20 protein-coding genes are annotated in these 21,160 nt (G+C 66.8%); 11 read left to right on the top strand and 9 right to left on the bottom strand.

Features of this window, described 5'->3' with window-relative positions:
- Window positions 1-27 precede the first annotated feature (27 nt).
- Both AC5RU7_RS05450 and AC5RU7_RS05445 read right to left on the bottom strand, forming a co-directional pair.
- Window positions 28-279: a Trm112 family protein gene (locus tag AC5RU7_RS05450; protein ID WP_494010606.1), complete on the bottom strand. Its 252-nt coding sequence runs from the start codon at window positions 277-279 to the stop codon at window positions 28-30.
- Window positions 280-358: 79 nt separating this feature from the next.
- Window positions 359-748 carry a DUF3499 domain-containing protein gene (locus AC5RU7_RS05445; protein ID WP_494051437.1) on the bottom strand — a complete coding sequence of 130 codons (390 nt, stop codon included), beginning with the start codon at window positions 746-748 and terminating at the stop codon, window positions 359-361.
- A 119-nt stretch (window positions 749-867) separates the two neighbouring features.
- On the opposite strand from AC5RU7_RS05445, the gene AC5RU7_RS05440 reads away from it, so the two are divergent.
- On the top strand, window positions 868-1,380 hold the full coding sequence (locus AC5RU7_RS05440) for a metallopeptidase family protein (RefSeq protein WP_494051436.1): 513 nt from the start codon (window positions 868-870) through the stop codon (window positions 1,378-1,380).
- Window positions 1,381-1,442: 62 nt separating this feature from the next.
- On the opposite strand, the gene AC5RU7_RS05435 is transcribed toward AC5RU7_RS05440, so the two are convergent.
- The 3 genes from AC5RU7_RS05435 to AC5RU7_RS05425 are packed head-to-tail and all read right to left on the bottom strand — an operon-like array spanning window position 1,443 to window position 7,004.
- Window positions 1,443-3,089: a DUF5719 family protein gene (locus tag AC5RU7_RS05435; RefSeq protein ID WP_494051435.1), complete on the bottom strand. Its 1,647-nt coding sequence runs from the start codon at window positions 3,087-3,089 to the stop codon at window positions 1,443-1,445.
- Complete coding sequence (locus tag AC5RU7_RS05430) at window positions 3,082-6,441, bottom strand: glycosyltransferase family 2 protein (protein WP_494051434.1); 3,360 nt, start codon at window positions 6,439-6,441, stop codon at window positions 3,082-3,084. The genes AC5RU7_RS05435 and AC5RU7_RS05430 overlap by 8 nt, the downstream gene beginning before the upstream one ends.
- Before the next feature lie 29 nt (window positions 6,442-6,470).
- Window positions 6,471-7,004 (bottom strand): WhiB family transcriptional regulator, encoded by a 534-nt coding sequence (locus AC5RU7_RS05425; protein WP_494051433.1) that lies wholly within the window; start codon window positions 7,002-7,004, stop codon window positions 6,471-6,473.
- 391 nt (window positions 7,005-7,395) lie between these two features.
- Between AC5RU7_RS05425 and AC5RU7_RS05420 the strand changes: the two genes are divergently transcribed.
- Window positions 7,396-8,094: a TIGR03089 family protein gene (locus AC5RU7_RS05420; RefSeq protein ID WP_494051432.1), complete on the top strand. Its 699-nt coding sequence runs from the start codon at window positions 7,396-7,398 to the stop codon at window positions 8,092-8,094.
- 41 nt (window positions 8,095-8,135) lie between these two features.
- Here the strand turns inward: AC5RU7_RS05420 and AC5RU7_RS05415 are convergent, their stop codons facing one another.
- Window positions 8,136-8,693 carry a GtrA family protein gene (locus AC5RU7_RS05415; RefSeq protein ID WP_494051431.1) on the bottom strand — a complete coding sequence of 186 codons (558 nt, stop codon included), beginning with the start codon at window positions 8,691-8,693 and terminating at the stop codon, window positions 8,136-8,138.
- A gap of 173 nt (window positions 8,694-8,866) precedes the next feature.
- Here AC5RU7_RS05415 and AC5RU7_RS05410 point away from each other — a divergent pair, with 173 nt between their 5' ends.
- From AC5RU7_RS05410 to manA, 4 genes are read left to right on the top strand one after another with little or no spacing between them, the layout of a single operon-like run.
- Window positions 8,867-10,063: a 5-(carboxyamino)imidazole ribonucleotide synthase gene (locus tag AC5RU7_RS05410; protein ID WP_494051430.1), complete on the top strand. Its 1,197-nt coding sequence runs from the start codon at window positions 8,867-8,869 to the stop codon at window positions 10,061-10,063.
- Window positions 10,060-10,644 (top strand): 5-(carboxyamino)imidazole ribonucleotide mutase, encoded by a 585-nt coding sequence (purE, locus tag AC5RU7_RS05405; RefSeq protein WP_494051429.1) that lies wholly within the window; start codon window positions 10,060-10,062, stop codon window positions 10,642-10,644. Before AC5RU7_RS05410 ends, purE begins: the two co-directional genes overlap by 4 nt.
- Window positions 10,645-10,654: 10 nt before the next feature.
- Window positions 10,655-12,304, top strand: coding sequence for an LCP family protein (locus AC5RU7_RS05400; RefSeq protein WP_494051428.1), 1,650 nt, complete (start codon window positions 10,655-10,657; stop codon window positions 12,302-12,304).
- Window positions 12,305-12,339: 35 nt separating this feature from the next.
- On the top strand, window positions 12,340-13,587 hold the full coding sequence (gene manA, locus AC5RU7_RS05395) for a mannose-6-phosphate isomerase, class I (protein ID WP_494051427.1): 1,248 nt from the start codon (window positions 12,340-12,342) through the stop codon (window positions 13,585-13,587).
- On the opposite strand, the gene AC5RU7_RS05390 is transcribed toward manA, so the two are convergent.
- Both AC5RU7_RS05390 and glpX read right to left on the bottom strand, forming a co-directional pair.
- A complete protein-coding gene (locus tag AC5RU7_RS05390; RefSeq protein WP_494051426.1) occupies window positions 13,584-14,624 on the bottom strand; it encodes a lipid II:glycine glycyltransferase FemX in 1,041 nt (346 codons plus the stop codon). The genes manA and AC5RU7_RS05390 overlap by 4 nt on opposite strands.
- Window positions 14,625-14,705: 81 nt before the next feature.
- Window positions 14,706-15,728 (bottom strand): class II fructose-bisphosphatase, encoded by a 1,023-nt coding sequence (gene glpX / locus AC5RU7_RS05385; protein ID WP_200859118.1) that lies wholly within the window; start codon window positions 15,726-15,728, stop codon window positions 14,706-14,708.
- Window positions 15,729-15,952: 224 nt separating this feature from the next.
- Here glpX and AC5RU7_RS05380 point away from each other — a divergent pair, with 224 nt between their 5' ends.
- The 3 genes from AC5RU7_RS05380 (at window position 15,953) to AC5RU7_RS05370 (ending at window position 18,771) form a co-directional block, all read left to right on the top strand.
- Entirely contained in the window at window positions 15,953-16,633 is a 681-nt protein-coding gene (locus AC5RU7_RS05380) for a DUF4245 domain-containing protein (protein WP_494051425.1), read from the top strand.
- Between the two features lie 9 nt (window positions 16,634-16,642).
- A complete protein-coding gene (locus AC5RU7_RS05375) occupies window positions 16,643-17,257 on the top strand; it encodes a carbonic anhydrase (protein WP_494010619.1) in 615 nt (204 codons plus the stop codon).
- Between the two features lie 86 nt (window positions 17,258-17,343).
- Window positions 17,344-18,771, top strand: a complete 1,428-nt coding sequence (locus tag AC5RU7_RS05370) for a class II fumarate hydratase (RefSeq protein ID WP_494051424.1) — start codon at window positions 17,344-17,346, stop codon at window positions 18,769-18,771.
- A gap of 183 nt (window positions 18,772-18,954) precedes the next feature.
- Here AC5RU7_RS05370 and AC5RU7_RS05365 read toward each other — a convergent pair whose 3' ends face one another.
- Window positions 18,955-19,497, bottom strand: a complete 543-nt coding sequence (locus AC5RU7_RS05365; protein WP_494010620.1) for a prepilin peptidase — start codon at window positions 19,495-19,497, stop codon at window positions 18,955-18,957.
- Window positions 19,498-19,556: 59 nt separating this feature from the next.
- Here AC5RU7_RS05365 and AC5RU7_RS05360 point away from each other — a divergent pair, with 59 nt between their 5' ends.
- Together AC5RU7_RS05360 and AC5RU7_RS05355 are read left to right on the top strand one after the other, a co-directional pair.
- Window positions 19,557-20,351 carry a hypothetical protein gene (locus AC5RU7_RS05360; protein WP_494051423.1) on the top strand — a complete coding sequence of 265 codons (795 nt, stop codon included), beginning with the start codon at window positions 19,557-19,559 and terminating at the stop codon, window positions 20,349-20,351.
- 40 nt (window positions 20,352-20,391) lie between these two features.
- Window positions 20,392-21,039, top strand: a complete 648-nt coding sequence (locus AC5RU7_RS05355; protein ID WP_494051422.1) for a GNAT family N-acetyltransferase — start codon at window positions 20,392-20,394, stop codon at window positions 21,037-21,039.
- Window positions 21,040-21,160 lie beyond the last annotated feature (121 nt).

Raw genomic sequence — 21,160 nt, 5'->3', positions numbered from 1 at the left:
GGAGAGTGGAGGAAAGCCGTGTTGGCGCTAGGCGGGGGAACCGGTTCCCTGCCCAGGCTGGTGCCGGGCGGAATCGTGCTGGTCTGAGCCGGCCGATGTTGCCGCGGCCAGCAACTCCGGTGGCAGGAGGAGGGGGATGCCGTCCTCGATGGCGTAGCGGGGCTTTGCGCCGCTTTCCGCGGCGGCGGTGGCCACCAGTTCGTCGCCGTCCTGGACCAGGGGTGAACCCGTCACGGGGCAACGCAGGACGGACAGCAGCTCAGGACTGATCTTTGGCATTGGGTTCATGCTCCCTGGCGGGCGCGGTGGCGCCGGTAGCGGACTTGTGTGCAGGTTCCAGCGTACCGCCAGACGGGGTTCAGGAAGGCTCGCGCAGGACCCGCAGGTGGCCCCGGCGGGTCCCTTCGGTACCCGCCGGGGCTTCCAGTGCTGCGTGGGGGCCCCGCTGCGCAGGCTGCTGCTGCGCCCGGACGGGCAGTGCCCCCGCGTCCCTGACCGCGTTCGCCAGGGCGAGCAAGTCATCAGGGCCGGGCTGCTGGGGCGTGGACGGCATGGCCAGCCTCAGCACCTCCCAGCCCCGGGGCACGGTGAGGGAATCGGCGTGCTGCTCGCAGAGATCGTAGCAATGCGGTTCAGCGTAGGTGGCCAAGGGGCCGAGGACAGCGGTGGAGTCTGCATACACGTACGTCAGGGTGGCCACCGCCGACTGGCGGCAGGCAGATCTTGAACACTGACGGATAGCTCCCACGACATCCCAGACTACTCGCTGTTGCCGCCAAAACGCCGCATTGTCGCCCGGTACGGGACGCGTCTTCGCCTCAAGGGGAATCTATCGCGTTAATCATTTCCCGGGTTTACAGTCGATGTATGCAGTCATCGAACCAGAAATCAGGCTTTACGGTCCGGTTGGCTGACCCGGACGCCCGCGCGGACCAGGGCGGAGAGTCCACTGGCAGGAGCTTCATGCAGCGCCGGCGGAACCGCCACGGGCGCGGGCTTCGCGGTGAAGTGATGCTGCCCACGCATCCCGGGTACCGCACCCGCTCGGACCGTTTTGATGACATGGTCCTGGATTCCGCCCAGCGGCTGCACGATATCTGGGGAAAGACCCTGGACGGTGTCAGGTTTGGCGTCGACGAGATTCCCCCGGACCTGGAACTCCTGGCCGCCAGTTCAGCGCCGGTCCCCATGGGGTCCTACTCGCCCGCGACGGATGAGGATGGACCGATGATCACCGTGTATCGCCGGGTGGTGGAGCAGGCGTGTCCTGGAGTTGAAGAATTGCAGGACCTGGTCCATGACGTGGTGGTGGAGCACACCGCCGAAATGCTGGGCGTGGCCCCCGAGACCCTGGATCCGGTGTACCGGCGCCGCTACTGACGCCCCTCTCCCTTTGGGTGGTCCGCCGCCGCCGCACGTCGGCCGGGCCGGACGGCAGCCTTCTAATAGTTGATGGTCACCGGGACGGTTTCCTGCCCGGCGGCTGCCGGCTGGAAAGCGAGGGTGGAGACGTCGTTCCGGCCGTCCTGCTGGACCAGCACTGCGCCGTAAGCGGCGTCACCCGACGCCGACACGACATAGCCCACCACGTCGGCTTCGTCTGCCTTGTCCGGGACGGCGATGGACGCGGTGGTTCCGCCGGCGATATCGGCGGTGGCCGGTGCGCGGACCTTCCCGTCCGCCGTGATGGCCGAGTAGCTGATGGTGGCCCGGGTGCCAAGGACGCCAAAAACCAACTGGCGGCTCCCGGCCCGCGGGACCGGCACCACGTGCTGGCTGCCAAGCCGTACTCCGGAGGCGGCCCAGGCGACGTCGGCCGGCTGGTCCGCCTGGAGGCCACGGCTGATGCGCGTGGAGGCGACGAAGGAGACGTCCGATTCCGCCGACACCGTGTAGTGGCCCGCCGGTATGCCCGCCAGGGAAACTTCGGTGACGGATCCGGCTTTGGCGGTGATCACCCCGCCGGAGGGGAGTGTCTTTTGGCCGTCGCGGCCGTACAGTTTCACTTCCACTACCGCATCAGAGGCACCGGGAACAGTGACGTGCAGGGCGGGCCCGGCGTCCTCGTAGCCCGATTTTCCTGTGAGGGCGGAAATTCCCGCCGGGTCCTGGATATCCACGCCGGTCATGACCTGACGCACGGCCGGAGCGGCACCGGGCGCAATGAAATCCACGCCTCCCGGTGTCAGGCCGCGCAGGACGCTTTGCTGGATGGCAGCCGCCACGGGACCCCCGGCGCTCCGCACCCGGACGCTGAGCTGTTCCTCTCCCGGGGCCAGGCCGGCCAGCACCACGGATCTTGTGGTGCCGGGAGCCACCAGTAGCCCGCGGCTGCCGGGGGCCTGGATCTGTCCGCCGCCGCCGAAGAGTTCCAGGCTGACGGTGGCCGGTGTGGTGGAGGCGTTGGTGAGGAGCAACACCGAGGCGCGCCCCACGGTGGTGCTGGCTCCGGCCAGCCACTGGTCGGTGGAGGGCTGCTGGCAGTTGGCCGCAGCGGATCCCTGCAGGTCGCCGTCGGTGGCACTGAACTTCATGGCACCAGCGGCGGAAGCCTGCTGGTTGGCCAGGGCATCGGCGCTAAGCACTGTCACCTGGTCTACCGGCCGGTTGGCCACGGCCCCTGCCAGCAACTCCTGGCGGGCGCCTTCGGCCGGTGGCTGTCCGTTGTCTTTGGCGATGTCGACGGCGGTTGTCCCGTCCAGCTGCGACAACCGGCTGGCCGGCAGCACACCGGAGGCGCCAAGGACGGCAGCAGTCACACTGGTTGCGGCCGTGGCCGATACCGGGCTGAATTGCGAATCGGTTCCTGCCTCCGTGCCTTCCAGCAGCCGGGCCGGTCCGGGGCATACCCCAACGCTTTCACCTGCGGGAACGGCTGCCACGGCAGCAGGCACGCTCCGTGCGGATTGGGGAGCGGGGAGCAGTGATCCGGCTGCCACCACTGCGCCGGTACCAGCAAGGACGAGTGCTGCCGTGGCGGCGCCGGCCACGGTACCAGGACGGCGTTTCCGGCCGGGACGTCCTGCGTCCGGCCGGCCGGGGATCTGTTCAGCCCCGGTGGTGTCGGCTGACATGGTGTGCTCACGCATTCTGCTGTTCCTTACGCAGGGAGCCCTCGCCACGGGAAAGGCCGGTTCTCGGCCTCCGGGCGGGCATGGGTATGGCCAGCATGATGGTCAGCCCGAACACGACGCCCTGCGCAATTCCCGCCCAGGGGGCCCAGGGGTTTTCATATCGGACTGTCAGCTGGCCGCCGGAAGCGGGCAGCGTGAAGGCCTGCGACCAATCCGACGTGGTGGAGGTCAGCTTCCGGCCGTCGAGCCAGGCGCTCCAGCCGGGATCGGCCCGTTCCGCGAGGACCACCAGGCGGTCCTCGGGTCCTGCCGGGACCGGGGCGTCGACGCCGTCGAACGCGGACGGGACCAGCGACACCGTGGAGCCCTGGGCGTCCACGATCCGGACCCGGTGGGCAATGTCCGCGGGTTGCAGCACCGGCTGGTTGAGGGGGGCGACCCGCCAAAGCCATCCAACGTCGGTCTGCCCCACAGCCACCAGGCCCGGCACGGCGTCCATCCTGCTTGCGGTCAACTGGGCTGCCGTGTCAGCGGAGCGGAGTACCACAAAGCCCACGCCGAGCTGTTCGAGGTCGCTGCGGGGGTCCACTCCCTGCCCGGCCACCAGCGTTGCGACCGCCCGGCGGACTGATGTGGTGACGTCGTCATCATCGCGGACCGTTTCGGCCCCGGGGGCACCCAGGATGTTGCGCGCAGCTGCCACGGCCGAAAGGCTGTCCAGCGTGGTGCCGGCGCCACGCATCAGGGCGGCGTCAAACGTGCCGTTTTCGCCCGTTTCGATAAGGAGCGTGCGCGTCTGCTCCGGCCCCGTTCCACGGTCAATGGCTGTGGCCGGAAGGGTGCGCGGGCTGGCAGCCTCGACAAGCCGGTGGGTACCCCATCCGGAACCTCCTGATTCGGAGGCGTCCGCCACCGTGGCCGGTTCTACCGGGGAACCGGCGGCCGAAACAGCTGCCGGACGAAGCAGGTTCCGGGCGGACCAGGCGGCCATCCCGGCCAACGGGCCAACAAGGAGCAGCACCATGCCGAAAGCCACGGCCGAGCGTACGGCCGTCTTCTGCCTGGCCGGGCCGGCAACCGCTTTGTCCGCCACGCTGAGGAGTTGTTCGGCGCCGAGGAGTCCGGCGCCCAGGAGGGCGAACGATGCGGCGGAGACCACGGGACCAGTAAAAGGCACCACCAGGGTGTCAGCGTCCATGGCGACGGCGACGTGTGAACCGAGCCAGCCACCTGCCAGGGCAACCAGGGCAACAGCCCACAGCAACTTCGCCTTCGCGGCGCGGTGGCCGCTGAACAGCCCCGCCACGGCAAGGGCCAGGACCGGGACGGCCAGGAGGAGGGCCATCAGCAGGGCCCATGGCAGGGTCCCGTCCTGGAAGTAGGGCAGTCCATCCAGGCCCTTGTCCGGCGCAAACTCCAACGGCTGGCCCAGGAGCTGCTGCCAAAGCGGTGCAGCATCAAAGCCGAGCGGCAGGCCGGGGTCGGCCAGGAGCGCCCGCGGCTTGTCCAGCACGGACAGACCGAACGGGATGAAAAGCGCGGCACTTGGCAGCAGTGCCCACCAGACGGTGCGGCCGCGGCGGCCCAGCACGAGCCCGCAGAACACAATCACTGCCGCGGCGGGGACCAGGAGTGAGGGGGCAGCGGCGGTAACGATGGCCATGGCCAGGCCGGCTGCCGCGGCAGCCGTCCATGATGGCATGCCGTTGATTCCAGGCCGGACCGGGGGTTTCTCGCCACGCCGTTCGGCCGGGGCAGGAAGCGAAAAGCGCCCATGGCCCACCGCCGACCCGGTGGCACGCAACAACGCGAGGACAAAAAGCGGGATCATCACATGGGCCACCAGGGCGCCAACCCGCCCCTGGTTCAGGGCTACCTGCAGGGCAGGGGCGGCCGCCCAGAACAGGGCCGCCGCGAGGCGGAGCCGGCGCCGGACCGTCAGTCCTCCGGCCGCGAACCAGGCAGTGAGGGCGGACAGGGGCGTGCCGAGGAGCAGCAGCCAGGCCATGGCCGCGTTGGCGTCACCGCCGCCGAGGACGCCGAGGAGCCACAGGACATAGCCGAACGGGTCTCCCTTGCCAGGAAGACCTGCGCCGAGGGTGATCCACCAGTTGGAGGCATGGTTCCAGATGTCCCCGAGCCCGGAGGAAACGGGGATCAGGGCACCGCCGGCCACCGCGTCTGCCCTGAAGAGGCCGGCCAGGCCGAGCAGGGCTGCTACGGAAGCAATGATGACCGCCGCGAGGGCGCCGTTGCCCACCCAGCCCCGTTTGGTGGTTGCCAGGGCAGCGAAATCGTCGGAAGCATCACCGCTGGGCTGGTGTGCCAGCGGGTCCTGCTCGAGGTCGTCAGCCTGGCTGCCGTCCGAGCCGATGGCTTCCATCAGGGACCGCCGGTGGCTCCAGACTTCGCGGCGGGGAGTTTGAAGCTTCCGGATGACAGACCGCCGGATCCGGCGCGTCTGCCGGGCCGTCCGCCTGGCGCGCAGCACAGCCCGCGGACGGGCCAGGGCAGCGACGGTGGCAAGGAACTGGGTAATACCGTGGCCCGGGTCCTTCAGCGCAATACTCACGACCAGCCTGAAGAGGCAGCCAAGGAGAGCGCCGACGGCGTGCACGGGAACCATCCATGCCGGGGCGTGCTTGAGCCGCAGGTGGACCTGCGCCTTCCGTGCCGCTGCCGGGTTCCCCAAAGCGTGCGGCCTGTGGCTGACGTGGAACATCCGCGCCGCAGGAACTACCACCACGCGGTGGCCGGCCAGGCGGTTGCGCCAGCAGAAGTCGACGTCGTCACCGCTGCCGGGGAGTGCGGGGTCGAAGCCGCCGAGCTGTTCCCAGATGTCGCGGCGGACCAGCATGCCTGCGGAGTTGACGGCGAAAGTATCGCTGCGGCCGTCGTACTGCCCCTGGTCGAGTTCGTCGGCGTCAATCAGGGTGAGCCGCTCGGCCCAGCGGCTGGTGGAAAGGCCGACGTCGATCAGCCGGCGTTCCGAGTGCCAGTCCAGCTGTTTGCAGCCTGCGACGGTCACGGAGGGTGCCCGCTCCACGGCACCCAACAGCTCGGCAAGTGCTTCGGGGGCGGGGGCGGCGTCGTCATGCAGCAGCCAGATCCATTCCTGCCTGCTGTCTTGGGCGCTGCCCTTCCGAGCGGCCGGCGCCGCCAGTCCCGCGGAAACCGCTGCCCCCATGCCGCCTTTGCCGCGGTCATGGCTGACCACGCTGGCCGCGCCCAAAGCCCGCTCAAGGAGGGCGCGGGAGTTGTCGCGGGAGCCTGCGTCCACACCAATGGTACGGTCCACGGGCCGGGTCTGGTCCGCCAAAGCTGACAGGGTTCTGGGCAGGTAGTCATTGCCGTTGTGGGCGACCACAACGGCAGTGACAAGGACATCCTGGTGAATTAGATTGCTCGCTTCCTCAGCCGCCGGCGCTCACGCTCGGAAAGGCCTCCCCAAATGCCAAACCGTTCGTCGTTGGCCAGGGCATACTCGAGGCACTGCGACCGTACATTGCAGGCACCGCACACCTTCTTGGCGTCACGGGTGGAACCGCCCTTTTCGGGGAAGAACGCCTCCGGATCCGTCTGGGCGCACAAGGCGTCAGTCTGCCAACCAAGTTCGCCTTCGTCGTCGAAGTCCTGCTGGAACGGCAGTCCTATCCATACCGGCTGGACGGAGTCAGGGGCGCGCAGCTCCATGGGTGGATCAAGTTCGTCTTCGGCGTCCTGTCCCCCGGCCAGAAGGGCCTCATGCGCCGCAAGGAATGCCGTGGCCTGGTCCTCCAGGAGGCCGCCGGCATCGCGGTTATACCGCTCCGCGGCCCCAGGATCCGCAGGGTCCACGAACCAGTCACCTGGCACCCCCCGTGCACGGTACTTTGCCGTTGCCTGACCGGCCACGACGGCATCTTCCTGGATACGCTCTACATGCCCCACGGCGACCCTCCTGATGTTGCAGCCCATGCCTGGATACGCAGGCACTCGGTTGTGTGCCGGTATTTACGCAGTCGCTTTAGATACCTAATTACACGTGTGTAACTAGGGCGAGTCAAGCCGCTGCCGGGATAATAATCAGTGAACTTCCCCAACGATGGTCACGCCACGCCCGGGATTTTTTCCTCCCCATCACGGGAACAGCCCGCCAGGCACCTCTTTGCTTGCGGAAAATGGCCGAAAAAACCCGTAGTTGCGCGAAAAATACCCCGTAAAGGGATAAATAGCAAGCACGCTTACCTTTACTTGTGATAAATATCACTTCGGGAGCCTGAGCGTTTCCATAGCATCAGCACCCGATGACCGTGTGCCGAAGCAGTGGCAGGATGGTGCCATGACTACACCCGCGCTCGATTTGATGGCGAACCTTCGCTCAGGAAATTCCACGGCTCCCCGCCTCACGTGGTACGGCCCGGACGCCGAACGCGTGGAACTCTCCGGCCGGGTCCTGGACAACTGGGTGGCCAAGACCAGCAACCTGCTGCAGGACGAACTCGACGCAGAACCGGGGATGCGGCTGCGGCTGGAGCTGCCGGCCCACTGGAAGGCACTGGTCTGGGCGCTTTCCGCGTGGCAGCTTGGCCTTGAGGCGGTAATCGCGGGACCCGACGCCGATTTCCTGGTCACCGCCGATCCCCAGTCAGCAGATGGGAACTACGACGCCGTCATCGCCGTTGCGCTCCCCGCCCTGGCCATGCGCTGGTCGGGAGAACTCGCGCCCGGCTGCATTGACTACGCGGCAGAAGTCCGCAGCCACGGCGACGTCTTCATGTCCCACGCCGATGCCGACCCCGGCGCCTGTGCCATCGTGGACAGCGAGGGCCGGGGACACCTGCACGGGGAGCTGTTCGATACCTTCGCCCTGGCCCACGAGGAGGGCGTGCGGCTGCACATCCCTGCCTCGGACGGACTGGAAAAAGCCCTGGCCCATGCCCTCGGCGCCTGGAAGCGGGGAGGTTCCGTCGTGCTGACCCATCCTGATGTGGAACTGACGGACAAGCTGCTGGCAGCGGAACGCATCCACGGCAGCTGACAGCTGTTCGTCCAGGGCGCTCCAGGGCAGTCCCGGGATCCCTACGGCTGGGTTGACCTGTCCGGCGAAGGCTCGCGCTCGGCGGCGGCCGCGGATTCCTTGTGGTGGTGGAGGATTTCGATGAGTTCGTGGTCGTGCGAGAACTCAGGCTCCTGGTCCAGCTCTTTGTTGAAGACCAGGAAGCGGTAGGCAAAGAAGCGCACCACTGTGGCGACCATGATGCCGAACACGCCGGCGAAGAACAGCAGGTTTTTGTCCGTGATCCCCAGGCCGTACTTGGCCACCGCAGTGAAGCCCGTGGAGATGCCGATGCCGATGCCGTTGATCAGGATGAACATGAGGAATTCGCGCAGGACATTGTCCTGGCGGCGGTGCCGGAACGTCCAGAACCGGTTGGCAATCCAGGAAAAGACCGTGGCTATTGATGCACCCACAAAGCGGGCCTTGGCTTCGCTGTCCGACATCGGGCCATGCATCAGGTAGTAGGTCATGCCGTTGTCGATGACGAACGCCACACCGCCGACTGCGCCGAACTTGGCCACTTCGCGCCAAAAAAGCGAGGCCAGTCCCCGGATACGATCTGCTACTGCGGTATACATGACCCTCCATGGCCGTTCAACTATGGGCCACCTGGCCAGAGGCCTATTTTAGCCCCCAAAACATGGAGCCAGCCTCCCAAGGATGCACGGGGCAGCCCCACGTTACACAAAATCGCCTCCACCACCGCTGCCGGAGGCCGGGATACCGGGCGGTCTTCGGTAGGCTGGCCCATGTGACTTTTCCAGTAATAGGTGTGGTTGGCGGCGGCCAACTTGCGCGAATGATGGCCCCAGCCGCAACTGCACTCGGCTTCGAACTCCGTGTCCTGGCTGAAGGCGACGACGTGTCGGCAGTAGCCGCGGTTTCCACTTCCCCGGTGGGCGACTACAAGGATCTGCAGACCCTGGTTGACTTCGCCCAGGGCCTGGACGTGCTGACGTTCGACCACGAACACGTGCCCACGGACCACCTTCGGGCCCTGCAGGAAGCAGGAGTGAACGTCCAGCCGGGGCCCGACGCCCTGGTGCACGCACAGGACAAGCTGGTGATGCGCGCCGCGATCGACCGGCTCGAACTGCCCAACCCTGCCTGGGCCCCGGTGGACGATGTGGCCGCCCTCGTCAGTTTCGGTGACGCCACCGGCTGGCCGGTGGTCCTGAAAACGCCGCGCGGCGGCTACGACGGCAAGGGCGTCCGGGTCATCAATTCGGCAGAGGAAGCAGCCGGCACCGAGGACTGGTTCCAGGCGATGAGGCCCCTCCTGGCCGAAGCCAAGGTTGAGTTCACCCGGGAACTGTCAGCGCTGGTCGCCCGGACTCCCGATGGCGAGGCACGCGCATGGCCGGTAGTGCACACCATCCAGGTGGACGGTGTCTGTGACGAAGTGATTGCCCCTGCCCTGGACATCCCCGTGGAGGTTGCCGCGGCAGCCGAGGACGCAGCCCTGCGGATCGCCGGCGAACTGGGGGTGACCGGAGTGCTGGCCGTGGAGATGTTCGAAACCCCTGGGGTCGGTGCGGGCTTCCTGATCAATGAACTGGCCATGCGCCCCCACAACACCGGACACTGGACCCAGGACGGGGCCGTGACGAGCCAGTTCGAGCAGCACCTGCGCGCCGTCCTGAACCTGCCCCTCGGTGCAACCGATGCCCTGGCCCCGGTGACGGTCATGAAGAACTTCCTTGGCGGCGAGAACCAGGACCTGTATTCCGCGTTTCCGCTCGCGCTGGCCAGCGAACCGGCCGCCAAGGTGCACTGCTACGGCAAGTCGGTGCGTCCGGGCCGCAAGATCGGCCACGTGAACCTCGTAGGCACGTCCACAGCCGACGTCGATTCTGTCCGGCGCCGCGCCGCCATGGTGGCCAACATCATCCGCGACGGGCGGGCAGCGGCGGATGAAGCGCCACACACTTTCGAGGAGACTGCATGAGCACCCCAGCAAACCCCGCCGCCGGTGCCGCCGCAAGCCCCCTGGTGGGCCTGGTCATGGGCTCCGACTCCGACTGGCCGGTGATGGAGGCCGCTGCCGACGCCCTGGCCGAATTCGGGATCCCTTTTGAAGCGGACGTAGTCTCCGCCCACCGGATGCCGACCGAAATGATCCGGTACGGGCAGACAGCCCATGAGCGCGGACTGCGGGTGATCATCGCCGGAGCCGGCGGCGCCGCGCACTTGCCGGGAATGCTGGCCAGCGTCACTCCCCTGCCGGTCATCGGTGTTCCGGTTCCCCTGAAAACGCTGGACGGCATGGACTCACTGCTCTCCATTGTCCAGATGCCTGCCGGCGTGCCAGTAGCCACGGTGTCCATCGCCGGCGCGCGCAACGCCGGACTCCTGGCTGTCCGGATGCTTGCCGCGGGAACGGACGAGTTTGCCGTGTCCCTCCGCACCGACCTTTTGGACTTCGCTTCCGACCTGAACGCCGTGGCCAGCCGTAAGGGGGCCAGCCTCCGGCAGAAAGTCAGCGAAGTCTTCGCTGAAGGCAACAGCTCCCAGCGGGGCAGCCGTTAGGACCGCCGGCATGTCCAGCAGCAAAGTTCCGCAGTCGCCGTCCGACACCGCGTTGACGGACCCGGTCCGCTACCCGGTCAGCGCTTCCGCTCCGGTCCGGACCAAGCGTGCATTCGTCCTGATCCTGCTGACGCTCCTGGTCCCGGGCAGTGCGCAACTGGTGGCGGGCGACCGCAAGCTGGGCCGGGCTGCCCTCCGCGTAACGCTCTGCGTTTGGGCTGCCCTGCTGCTGGCGGTCCTCCTGCTCGTTGCCAACCGGACAGCGCTGGTGACCATTGTCACGAACCCGTTTGCCTCGCTGGTGATCGTCATCGCACTGGTGGCCCTCGCGGCGGGCTGGGCCGTCCTGTTCATCAACACCCTGCGGCTCATCCGTCCCGTGCTGCTGGCGCCGCGGACCCGGCCGGCCGTCGTCGTGACCCTGGTCCTGGCCCTGGTGGCCGGCAGCGGCTCACTCGGCTACGCAGCATACCTGCTCAACGTCAGCCGCAATGCCATCGGCAGCATCTTCTCCTCCGGCCCGGCAATCGATCCCGTGGACGGCCGCTACAACTTCCTGATGATGGGCGGCGACGCCGGCGACGACCGCACCGGAAGGCGCCCGGACAGCCTCTCCGTGCTGAGCGTGGACGCCGAAACCGGCCAGACAGCCATCATCTCAGTGCCCCGCAACCTCCAGAACGCTCAGTTCAGCGAGGATTCACCGATGCGGTCCATTTACCCTGACGGGTACAACTGCGGCGACCAATGCCTGATCAACGCCATCAACACCGAGGTTACGAACGAGTACGCGGACCTCTACCCGGGAGTGGCCGATCCGGGTGCCCAGGCAACGCTGGAGGCCGTCTCCGGAACCCTGGGCATTACCGTGCAGGCCTACGTCCTGGTGGACATGGAAGGCTTCGCAAAGCTGATCGACGCCATGGGCGGCATCAGGATCAAGGCCGGCGGCTGGGTCCCCATCAGCGGCGACGTCATCGACGAGGCAAACGGCATCCACGGCATGCCCCTCGGCTGGATCCCGGCCGGCGAACACCGGCTCAACGGCGACCTCGCCCTCTGGTACGGCCGCTCGAGGGAATTCGTGGACGACTACGCCCGGATCCAGCGCCAGCAGTGCGTCCAGCAGGCAATGCTCAAACAGCTTGACCCTGCCACACTGCTGTCCAAGTTCGAGGACATCGCCAACGCGGGAACCAAGGTGGTCGATTCCAACATCTCCTCCTCCCAGCTGGGCAGCTTCGTGGACCTCGCCATGAAGGCGAAGGGCCAGGATATTAAGCGGCTCACCATCGGCCCGCCCGACTTCGACGCTTCCTTCTCCACCGTGCCGGACTTCGACCAGATCCACGATCGCGTGGACGAGCTGCTGGCCTCGGCCTCGGCGCAGGACGCCCAGTCGGCAGGAGCTGCCGACGACGTCATGGTTGTCCCGGCCTCTGGCGCCGGTTCCATCCAGGCGGCAGGAGCCTTCCCGGCCATCCCGCTGGCTGCGGGCAGCGCCGTACGGCAGCCCACGCCGTCGGACTTCACCCCGGTGACCACCACGCCCGACGGCGAGCCGATCACCGAAGAGATGCTGAACCAGCTCAAGCGTGAGGGCAACGAGCAGGCCATCCGCGAACTCGTGGCCAGCAACGGCATGTGCGCGGCGCTCTAGCCCCCGCAATCAGACCTAAAGAAACGGAACCGGTTTTGTACGAGATTGACAACGTCCTCCGGGATTACGCCTGGGGTTCCACAACGGCCATCGCGGCGCTCCTGGGCCGGCCCGAATCCGGCAGGCCCGAAGCGGAACTCTGGATCGGTGCCCACCCCGATTCGCCGTCCGTAGCCCATGTGCCTGAAGACGGCAGTTCCACCCCGCTGGACGCCTTGATCGCCAAGGATCCGGAACACTTCCTGGGCGCCGGGTCCGTGTCGCGGTTTGGCCCCCGGCTGCCCTTCCTGGCAAAAATCCTCGCCGCAGCCCAGCCGCTGTCGCTGCAGGTCCACCCCAGCCTGGAACAGGCCAAGGCCGGTTTTGCCCGCGAAAACGCCGACGGCGTGGCCCCCGATGCGCCCCACCGCAACTACCGCGATGACAACCACAAGCCGGAGATGATCTTCGCGCTGACGCCCTTTGAGGCCTTGTGCGGTTTCCGCCCGGTAGCCGAGACCCGGAACGTACTGCAGCGCGTTGCGTCGGCCTTTGAGGCAGTGGAGGGGCAGGTTCCCGCCCTGCTGCCTGCTCTGCTGGTGGACCTGGACGAGGCCGATGAGGGGACGGGCCTCCGGAAGGCCTTTGAACGCCTCATCACCGGCGGACAGTCCGTGTCCGATGCCACCGCCCAGGTGGTGGCATCGCTTCTGGCCGGCGGATCCCTTGCACCCTACGAGGCCGAGCTGGGAACGGTCATCAGCCTCAACGAGAAGTATCCGGGCGACCCCGGGGTGCTGATTTCGCTGCTCCTCAACCGGATTTCGCTGCAGCCGGGCCAGTCCGTCTACCTGCCCGCCGGTAACGTCCACGCCTACCTCCATGGCCTGGGCGTGGAGGTGATGGCATCATCGGACAACGTGCTGCGCGGCGGGCTGACACCCAAGTTCGTCGACGTGCCCGAGCTCCTGCGCACCATCGATTTCCACCCGGTGGCCGTGCCGATGCTCGATGCCGAGAAGAGTGTCCTTGACCAGGAGCTCTACCGCCCGCCTTTCGCAGAGTTCCAGCTTCAGCGCATCGAACTGCAGCCAGACGCCGCCCCCGTCCCGCTGGCCCAGTCAGGTGCCGCGGTGGTGATCGTGGTTGCGGGCCAAGTGTACTTGGACTCGCCGAAGGGCGACCTGCAGCTCGCGCGTGGCGGCAGCGCATTCCTCGCTGCCGCCGAAGCGCCTGTGAACGTCCACCCGGTGGCGGGCAGCGCGGAGCCTGCCCTGGCGTTCGCGGTGACTACGGGCCTTTAGCGGCGGAGCAGAGCACGGGCGCGGCCGGCTGCGGTTTTCGCCAGCCGGCGCGCCGCCTGGATGCCCTTCCGCGCCAGCGGCATTGCCCGGGAGTAGGCCGGGTAGAACGGCGACAGCGGCTTTTCCCAGGTTCCCAGGAGCATGTTTTCATGCTTGCCGAACTGCTTCTTGAAGTCCGAGATGCCATCGTTGAGCAGCCCGTTGAAGTCGTACCGTGAGCACCCGTCCTCGCGCATGGCCTGCAGTGCTGCCCACTTGACGCCGTAGTTCACTCGCTTCTTCTGGCCCTCCGCGGAAACGCCGCCGTAGAGCTCGAACGCAGTGGCACCGCTGCGTGCCAGCCAGACAAAGGCCAGCAGCTGCTCGCCGTCGAACGCACCAATGATGGGTGAGCCCTCCCCCAGGTTGCGGAAAATATCCCGGTAGTACTGGTCCTCGTGGATACCGAAGCCGGCCCGCACAGCCGTCTCGTGGTAGATGCCCAGCACCTGTTCGAGCTCGGATTCGTTCTTGACTTTCCGGAACTCCACCTCGCTGCGCATGGCCTTGCGGATGTTTGCGCGGGTGGTCTTGGACATGTCCGCCATCAGCTCGTCATCAGACTTGGTGAGATCGAGGATGAGGGTGCGCGGGATGAGGACGGTGTTGGTGGTCTCTCGGAAGCCTGCTCCGGCAACGGCCTCCGCATAGGGGGAATCCCGGTCCCAGTCGGGTTCGATGCTCAAGGCAACGCCGTGGTGGCGCGACGCAGCGTGGTCGGCCAGGCTGCGAAGCACGGCCGGAGTGTCTTCCACGGAACACATCGGGCCGCGGGGAATGTAGACCAGGGCGCGGAAGGGAACCGGGAGGCGCCGGACCAGCAGCTGGGCACAGCCGATGGTGGTGCCGCCGGCTTCAAGGAGCACGCGGTCGACGGACCAGCCGTGCATTGCCTTGGTCTCGCCCCAGCCCCAGAGCTGTTGCGGATGTCCCTGGAACCGGTCTACATGGTCATCCCAAAGGGCGCGGTCAGTACAGGGAACAACAGCTGGAATCATGGCTTAAACCCTATACCAAGGCTTTAACGCCGGAGTCCCGGAGCACAGTGCTCCGGGACTCCGGCGGTCCAGCTGGGTGGCTCAGCTCTTGCGGGCGTAGCCTTCCCACTTGTCTGCGCGGTGCTCGCCGTCCACGAACCGGATGGTTCCGGACTTGGAGCGCATCACGATGGACTGGGTCAGGACCTTGTCCTTGGAGTAGCGGACACCCTTGAGGAGGTCGCCATCGGTGATTCCCGTCGCGGCGAAGTAGCAGTTGTCGCTGGAGACGAGGTCGTTGGTGGAGAGGACGCGTTCCAGGTCGTGGCCGGCGTCGATCGCCTTCTGCTTCTCTTCGTCGCTGGTGGGCCACAGCCGGCCCTGGATGACGCCGCCCAGGGACTTGATGGCGCAGGCGGCCACGATGCCTTCGGGGGTACCGCCGATGCCCATCAGGGCGTCCACGCCGGTGCCTGAGCGGGCCGCGGCGATGGCACCGGCCACGTCACCGTCCATGATGAACTTGGTGCGCGCCCCGGCCTCGCGGATTTCCTCCACCAGCGGACGGTGCCGGTCACGGTCAAGGATCATCACGTTGAGCTGGTTGACCTTCACGCCCTTGGCCTTGGCAATCAGGTGCAGGTTCTGCTTCACCGGCAGGCGCAAGTCCACCATGTCAGCGGCTTCGGGGCCGGTGACGAGTTTCTCCATGTAGAAGACGGCGGAGGGGTCGAACATGGAGCCGCGTTCGGCGACGGCCAGCACGGCGAGGGCGTTGTTGATGCCGAGTGCGGTCAGGCGGGTTCCGTCGATGGGGTCGACGGCGACGTCCACCTCGGGGCCGGTGCCGTCACCAACGCGCTCACCGTTGAAGAGCATGGGCGCTTCGTCCTTCTCGCCTTCGCCGATCACCACCACGCCGTTGAAGTGGACAGTCTGCAGGAACGAGCGCATGGCGTCCACGGCGGCACCGTCCGCCGTGTTCTTGTCGCCGAAACCCACCCAGTGGCCACCGGCGATCGCTGCCGCCTCGGTAACGCGGACAAGCTCGAGGGCAAGGTTGCGGTCCGGTTCGTCGTTGCCCACCGCCAGGGACGGTGAGATCGTGGAGTACTTCTGGGTCATGGACGCTGGTGACACGTGAACCTCTTCTTCGAGTGGCGATCATTGAACCCGCCCGCCGGAACAGGTGGACGGTGATTCCTCTACTTCCGATCATAGTCGCGGGGCCGCCTGCCGGGCGGCGGATGACGTGGCGGCGCAATGTGCCTGCAGGGGACGTTCTGCGGCGCGAGCCGGCCGAATGGAAGTTGCCCGCCGGCATGGGCGACTATAGAAGGGTGAATGACATGCAGGAGAAGACCAGTCCCAGCCCCGAGCCAGCGGAGCCTGCGGGCGGCCGGCAGGCAGCCGGTCCGGCTGGCGAAGCTCCGGTAAAGCCTGTCATTCCGGCTGCTGCCGCCAAGCGGGCGAATGCTTCAGCCATCGGCATGATCATTGCACTGGTGGTCAGCATCGCAGCCTTCCTGCCGATCATCCTCATGAATCCGCTGCCCAAGACCGACGGCTACCGCCCCGACATCGATGTGGCGGCCGTCTCGCGCAATGCCACGGATGTGGCAGGATTCACACCCGCGGCGCCCGAGACCGGCGGCGCCTTCCGCCCCAACTACGCGCGCTGGGAGGCAGGCACGGGCAGCGGGGTCCCCACCTGGGAGGTCGGCTTCCTGACGCCCAAGGACTCATTCATCGCCCTGGTGCAGACCAGCAAGGCGAACCCCACCTGGCTGCTCCAGCAGACGCGGAACGCACCGGTGACCGGTTCCCGGAACGCCGGAGGCCAGGAATGGGAAATCCGCGACACCGGCAAGGGCGAGAAATCCCTGGTCCTGGACTACCGCGGGACCACCGTCATCCTGTCCGGCGCCGCCCAGCTGGACGAGTTCGCCATCCTGGCGGACGCCGTCGTGAAGTCCATGGAAAGCAGCCCGGCCGTCACAGTTTCACCCTTGGCCACTCCTGCACCGTAACGTAGTCGCGTGGCTACTTACCTGACTCCTGCACTTGCCTGGCGCCGTCTGCGCGAAGGAAACGAACGCTTTGTCAGCGGCGAGACGTCCCATCCCAACCAGGACGCGTCGCGCCGCTCCTCCCTCGTGGAGAACCAGCACCCCTTTGCGGTAATCTTTGGCTGCTCCGATTCCCGCCTCGCGGCCGAGATCATCTTCGACGTCGGACTCGGTGACGTTTTCGTGGTGCGCACGGCCGGCCAGGTGATCGATGATGCCGTCCTGGGCTCCCTCGAGTACAGCGTGGGGGTGCTGGGAGTGCCGCTGATCGTCATCCTCGGCCATGACAGCTGCGGCGCCGTCAGCGCCACCAAGTCGGCCGTGGAGACGGGCCAGATGCCCGCCGGCTTCATCCGCGACCTGGTGGAGCGCATCACGCCTTCCGTGCTGACCTCCCTCCGGAACGACGAAACCGAGGTCAATGACATGGTGGTGGAGCACGTCAAGCAGACCTCGCAGCGGCTGGCGGACAGCTCGCGTGTGATTTCGGACGCAATCGAGGAAGGCCGGACGGCAGTCATCGGTCTTTCGTACAGCCTGGCAGAGGGCCGTGCGAACCTAGTTTCGGGAATTGGCGAGCTCTAGAAGGCCTCCGCACGGGGCCCGGCAAGGGCTCCGTAGCATGCTCTTCACGGTTTTCGATGGGTGGCTGGTCGCCATAAGCTAGCCCCATGACTTCCACTGAAGAGTTCCGCATTGAACATGACACGATGGGCGAAGTCCGCGTCCCCGTGAACGCACTGTACCGCGCGCAGACGCAGCGGGCAGTGGAGAACTTCCCGATTTCCGGCAAGACCCTGGAACGCACCCACATCGAGGCGTTGGCCCGGGTCAAGAAGGCTGCCGCCCAGGCCAACGCTGAACTGGGTGTGCTCGACGGCGAGCTGGCCAAGGCAATCGCAGGCGCCGCTGACGAGGTTGCTGCCGGCAAGTACGACGGCGACTTCCCCATCGATGTTTTCCAGACCGGTTCCGGCACCTCCTCGAACATGAACACGAACGAGGTCCTCGCCGAACTGGCCACCCGCGCCCTGAAGGCCGCCGGCAGCGACAAGGTTGTCCACCCGAACGACCACGTCAACGCCTCGCAGTCCTCCAACGACGTGTTCCCCACTTCCGTGCACGTTGCAGCTACCTCCGCGCTGATCAATGACCTGATCCCCGCGCTGGGTTACCTGGCCGAGTCGCTGGAGCGCAAGGCCGTTGAGTTCAAGGACGTGGTGAAGTCCGGCCGCACGCACCTCATGGACGCCACGCCCGTAACCCTGGGACAGGAGTTCGGCGGCTACGCGGCACAGGTCCGCTACGGCATCGAGCGCATCAACGCCGCCCTCCCCCGCGTTGCCGAGGTTCCGCTGGGCGGCACCGCCGTGGGCACCGGCATCAACACCCCCGCCGGGTTCCCGGAGCGGGTCATTGAACTGCTCGCTACGGACACGGGGCTGCCCCTCACGGAGGCACGCGACCACTTCGAGGCACAGGCCAACCGCGACGGCCTGATCGAGGCGTCCAGCCAGCTGCGCAACATCGCCATCTCGTTCATGAAGATCAACAACGACCTGCGCTGGATGGGCTCCGGCCCCAACACCGGCCTGGGCGAGATCGCCATCCCCGACCTGCAGCCCGGTTCCTCGATCATGCCCGGCAAGGTCAACCCGGTCATCTGCGAGGCGTCCATCATGGTGGCCGCGCAGGTCATCGGCAATGACACCGCCATCGCCTGGTCCGGCACCAACGGAGCCTTCGAGCTGAACGTCGGCATCCCGGTCATGGCCGCCAACCTGCTGGAGTCCATCCGCCTGCTGGCCAACACCAGCCGCGTCATGGCGGACAAGATGATTGACGGCATCACCGCCAACGTGGAACGCGCCCGCTTCCTGGCGGAGGCCTCGCCGTCCATCGTCACCCCGCTGAACAAGTACATCGGCTACGAGAACGCCGCCAAAATCGCCAAGACGGCCGTCGCGGAGGGCCTGACCATCCGCCAGGCCACCGAGAAGCTCGGCTTCGTCGGAGACGGCGAAGGCAAGGTCTCCGAGGCTGACCTGGACAAGGCACTGGACGTCACCACCATGACGGCCCCGGCCCACAAGGCATAGAGCCGCACCACCCCCGAACGCCCGACGGCGGCCGGTCACCTTTCGAACGGAAGGTGACCGGCCGCCGTCGTACTCTAAGGAGTTTTTGTCCAGATATGGCGCCTTAGCAGCCCTTAAACCCTCCATATCTGGACAAAGATTCTTGGGCAGGGGGAAACGGACAGCCTATCCAGCGCGGCGCCTTCACGCCGGCAGGAGCATGGCGACGGCGGTCCCGGCCAGCATGAAGGGACCAAACGGAATGGACGACTTCAGTGTCCCGCGCCGGGCCGCCAGGAGCGCAACAGACCAAAGCGCGCCGAGCAGGAACGCCAGGAAAGTCCCGGCGAACACATGCCCCCAGCCGAGGTAGCCGAGGTACATCCCCAGCACCCCGGCCAGTTTCACGTCGCCAAAGCCCATGCCTGGCGGGTAGGCAAAGCGGAGCACAAAGTAGAAGAGCCACAGCACGGCCGCGCCGGCCAGCACCCGGAGCGCCGGCACGGCAAACAAGGCGGCACCAAGATTGCCGCCCGCCGGGGCGGCGGCGCCGGCAATGGCGGCAGCGAGCAGCAGGATGCCGGCCACGGCATAAGACGGGAAGACAATCCGGTTGGGCAGCAGGTGGTGCCGGACGTCGATTACTGTCAGCCGGACAGCCATCACCGCGAAGTACAGGCACGCCGCGAGCACCAGCCAAAAGGCAGCCGGCATGTGCTGCCACAGATCCCCCAGACGACCAATCACCCCTCGGATGCTACTGGAATTCCCGTGGCTGCCGCACCGTGCCCGCGTAAACTGTGGATATGGCGACATGGGATTCCCGGCACCGGCCGGATCCGGAGCGCGGCGCATCATCCGCAGACCCAATCGCCACGTTCCGCAACCTGTGCCGGTCCTCGCCCTGGAAGTGGCAGTCCCTGCGCTTTGAGTACTGGGACGAACCCTTCACGGAGGCCCCGTCCCCCACGGCTCCCCTCGTGCGGGCCTGGCTCCGCCGGCCCGGTGCCCTCCGCCTCGAAAGCCCGGACGGACTGGTCCTCCACAGCACCACCGGAATCAACGATTCCCGTGACGGTCTCTACGTCAGCTCCACCCGCAAATCGTGGCTGCTGCCGCCGCAGCTGGTCACGCCCGTTTACGACGGCTCCGGCTTGGTCAAACGCCGGCCCGAAGCCGCCTATGGGGAACCGGGATTCGGAAACGGCCGCTTCTCCGCCGCCCTGGATCCGGTTGAACTTGCGGGCAACTCCCCCGTTCCCCTTGAGTTTCCGGGCAGCAACGCCGTGCTGGTTGAGGAGCACCGTGCGGTTGAACACGAAGGCAGACCAGCGCTGGAGGCCGTGGTAACCCCCACTCCGGCCTACCACCCGGCCGATCCTGCTGCGCCTCTCTGCCTTGCCGGGCGCAACCGTATCCGGATGGACCTGGGAACCGGAGTTTGCGTTGCCAGCCAATCTCTGGAACCGTCCACCGGCGAATACGGCCATTGGCTGCGGATCCTTGCCGTGGACGAATACATGCTCGATGACCTGTTCCTGGCCGAATCCATGAACCTTACGGACGTGCGGCGGCACATCAGCTGGGACATTCCCGCCTGATGTGACAGGCCCCGTGATGCTGATCGGCTAGGCTTCGCTGATGACTACGCTGGGCTCCGTTTGGCCACTTTTCGACCTCAAGCTGACCACTCCGCGGCTGGAACTCCGCCCCGTCCGGGACGGGGACATTCCCGCGGCCGTCGACGCCGCACGCAGCGGTATCCATGAGACCGGGAAGAGTCCGTTCAGCACTCCCTGGACCGAGATTCCCGGGGAGGAGCTGGGCTCCAACATGGCCCGCTGGTACTGGCGCTGCCGGGCAGAGTGCAGCCCCGAGTCCTGGATGATTCTCCTGGGCATTTGGCACGAGGGTGAGTTCGTCGGCTGCCAGGACGTGGGGGCCAAGGATTTCGCCGCCCTCAAGACCGTCACCACCGGATCGTGGCTGAAGCAGTCCGTCCAGGGCCGCGGCCTTGGCAAGGAGATGCGCGCCGCCGTCGTCCTGTGGGCCTTTGACTGGTTGGGCGCCGACGTGGCCGAATCCGAGGCCGCAGTCTGGAACAAGGCCTCCCTCGGCGTCTCCCGCAGCCTCGGTTACGAGCTCAACGGAACCACCCGCAAGGCCTGGGGCACCAAGGTGGAAACAGTCCAACACGTCCGCCTCACCCCAGACACATTCAAGCGCCCGGACTGGCAGCTACAGGTAGAAGGCCACGAAACCGCGGCGGCGTTCCTGAGGGTCACGTAGGTGGCAGTGGTTGGGTTCGTCCGCCCCAGCGCTTCGCCGTCGCTTAGACACCTCCCGTCGCGCCGCTTCGGTCGCTGGGCGACCTGCGCACCGCTTTTGGTCGGCGATGCGCTCCTACACG

This window comes from Arthrobacter sp. K410C, from assembly GCF_059090105.1.
Note: the sequence above shows the minus strand (reverse complement) of the source record. Positions and strands in the feature narration are given on the sequence as shown.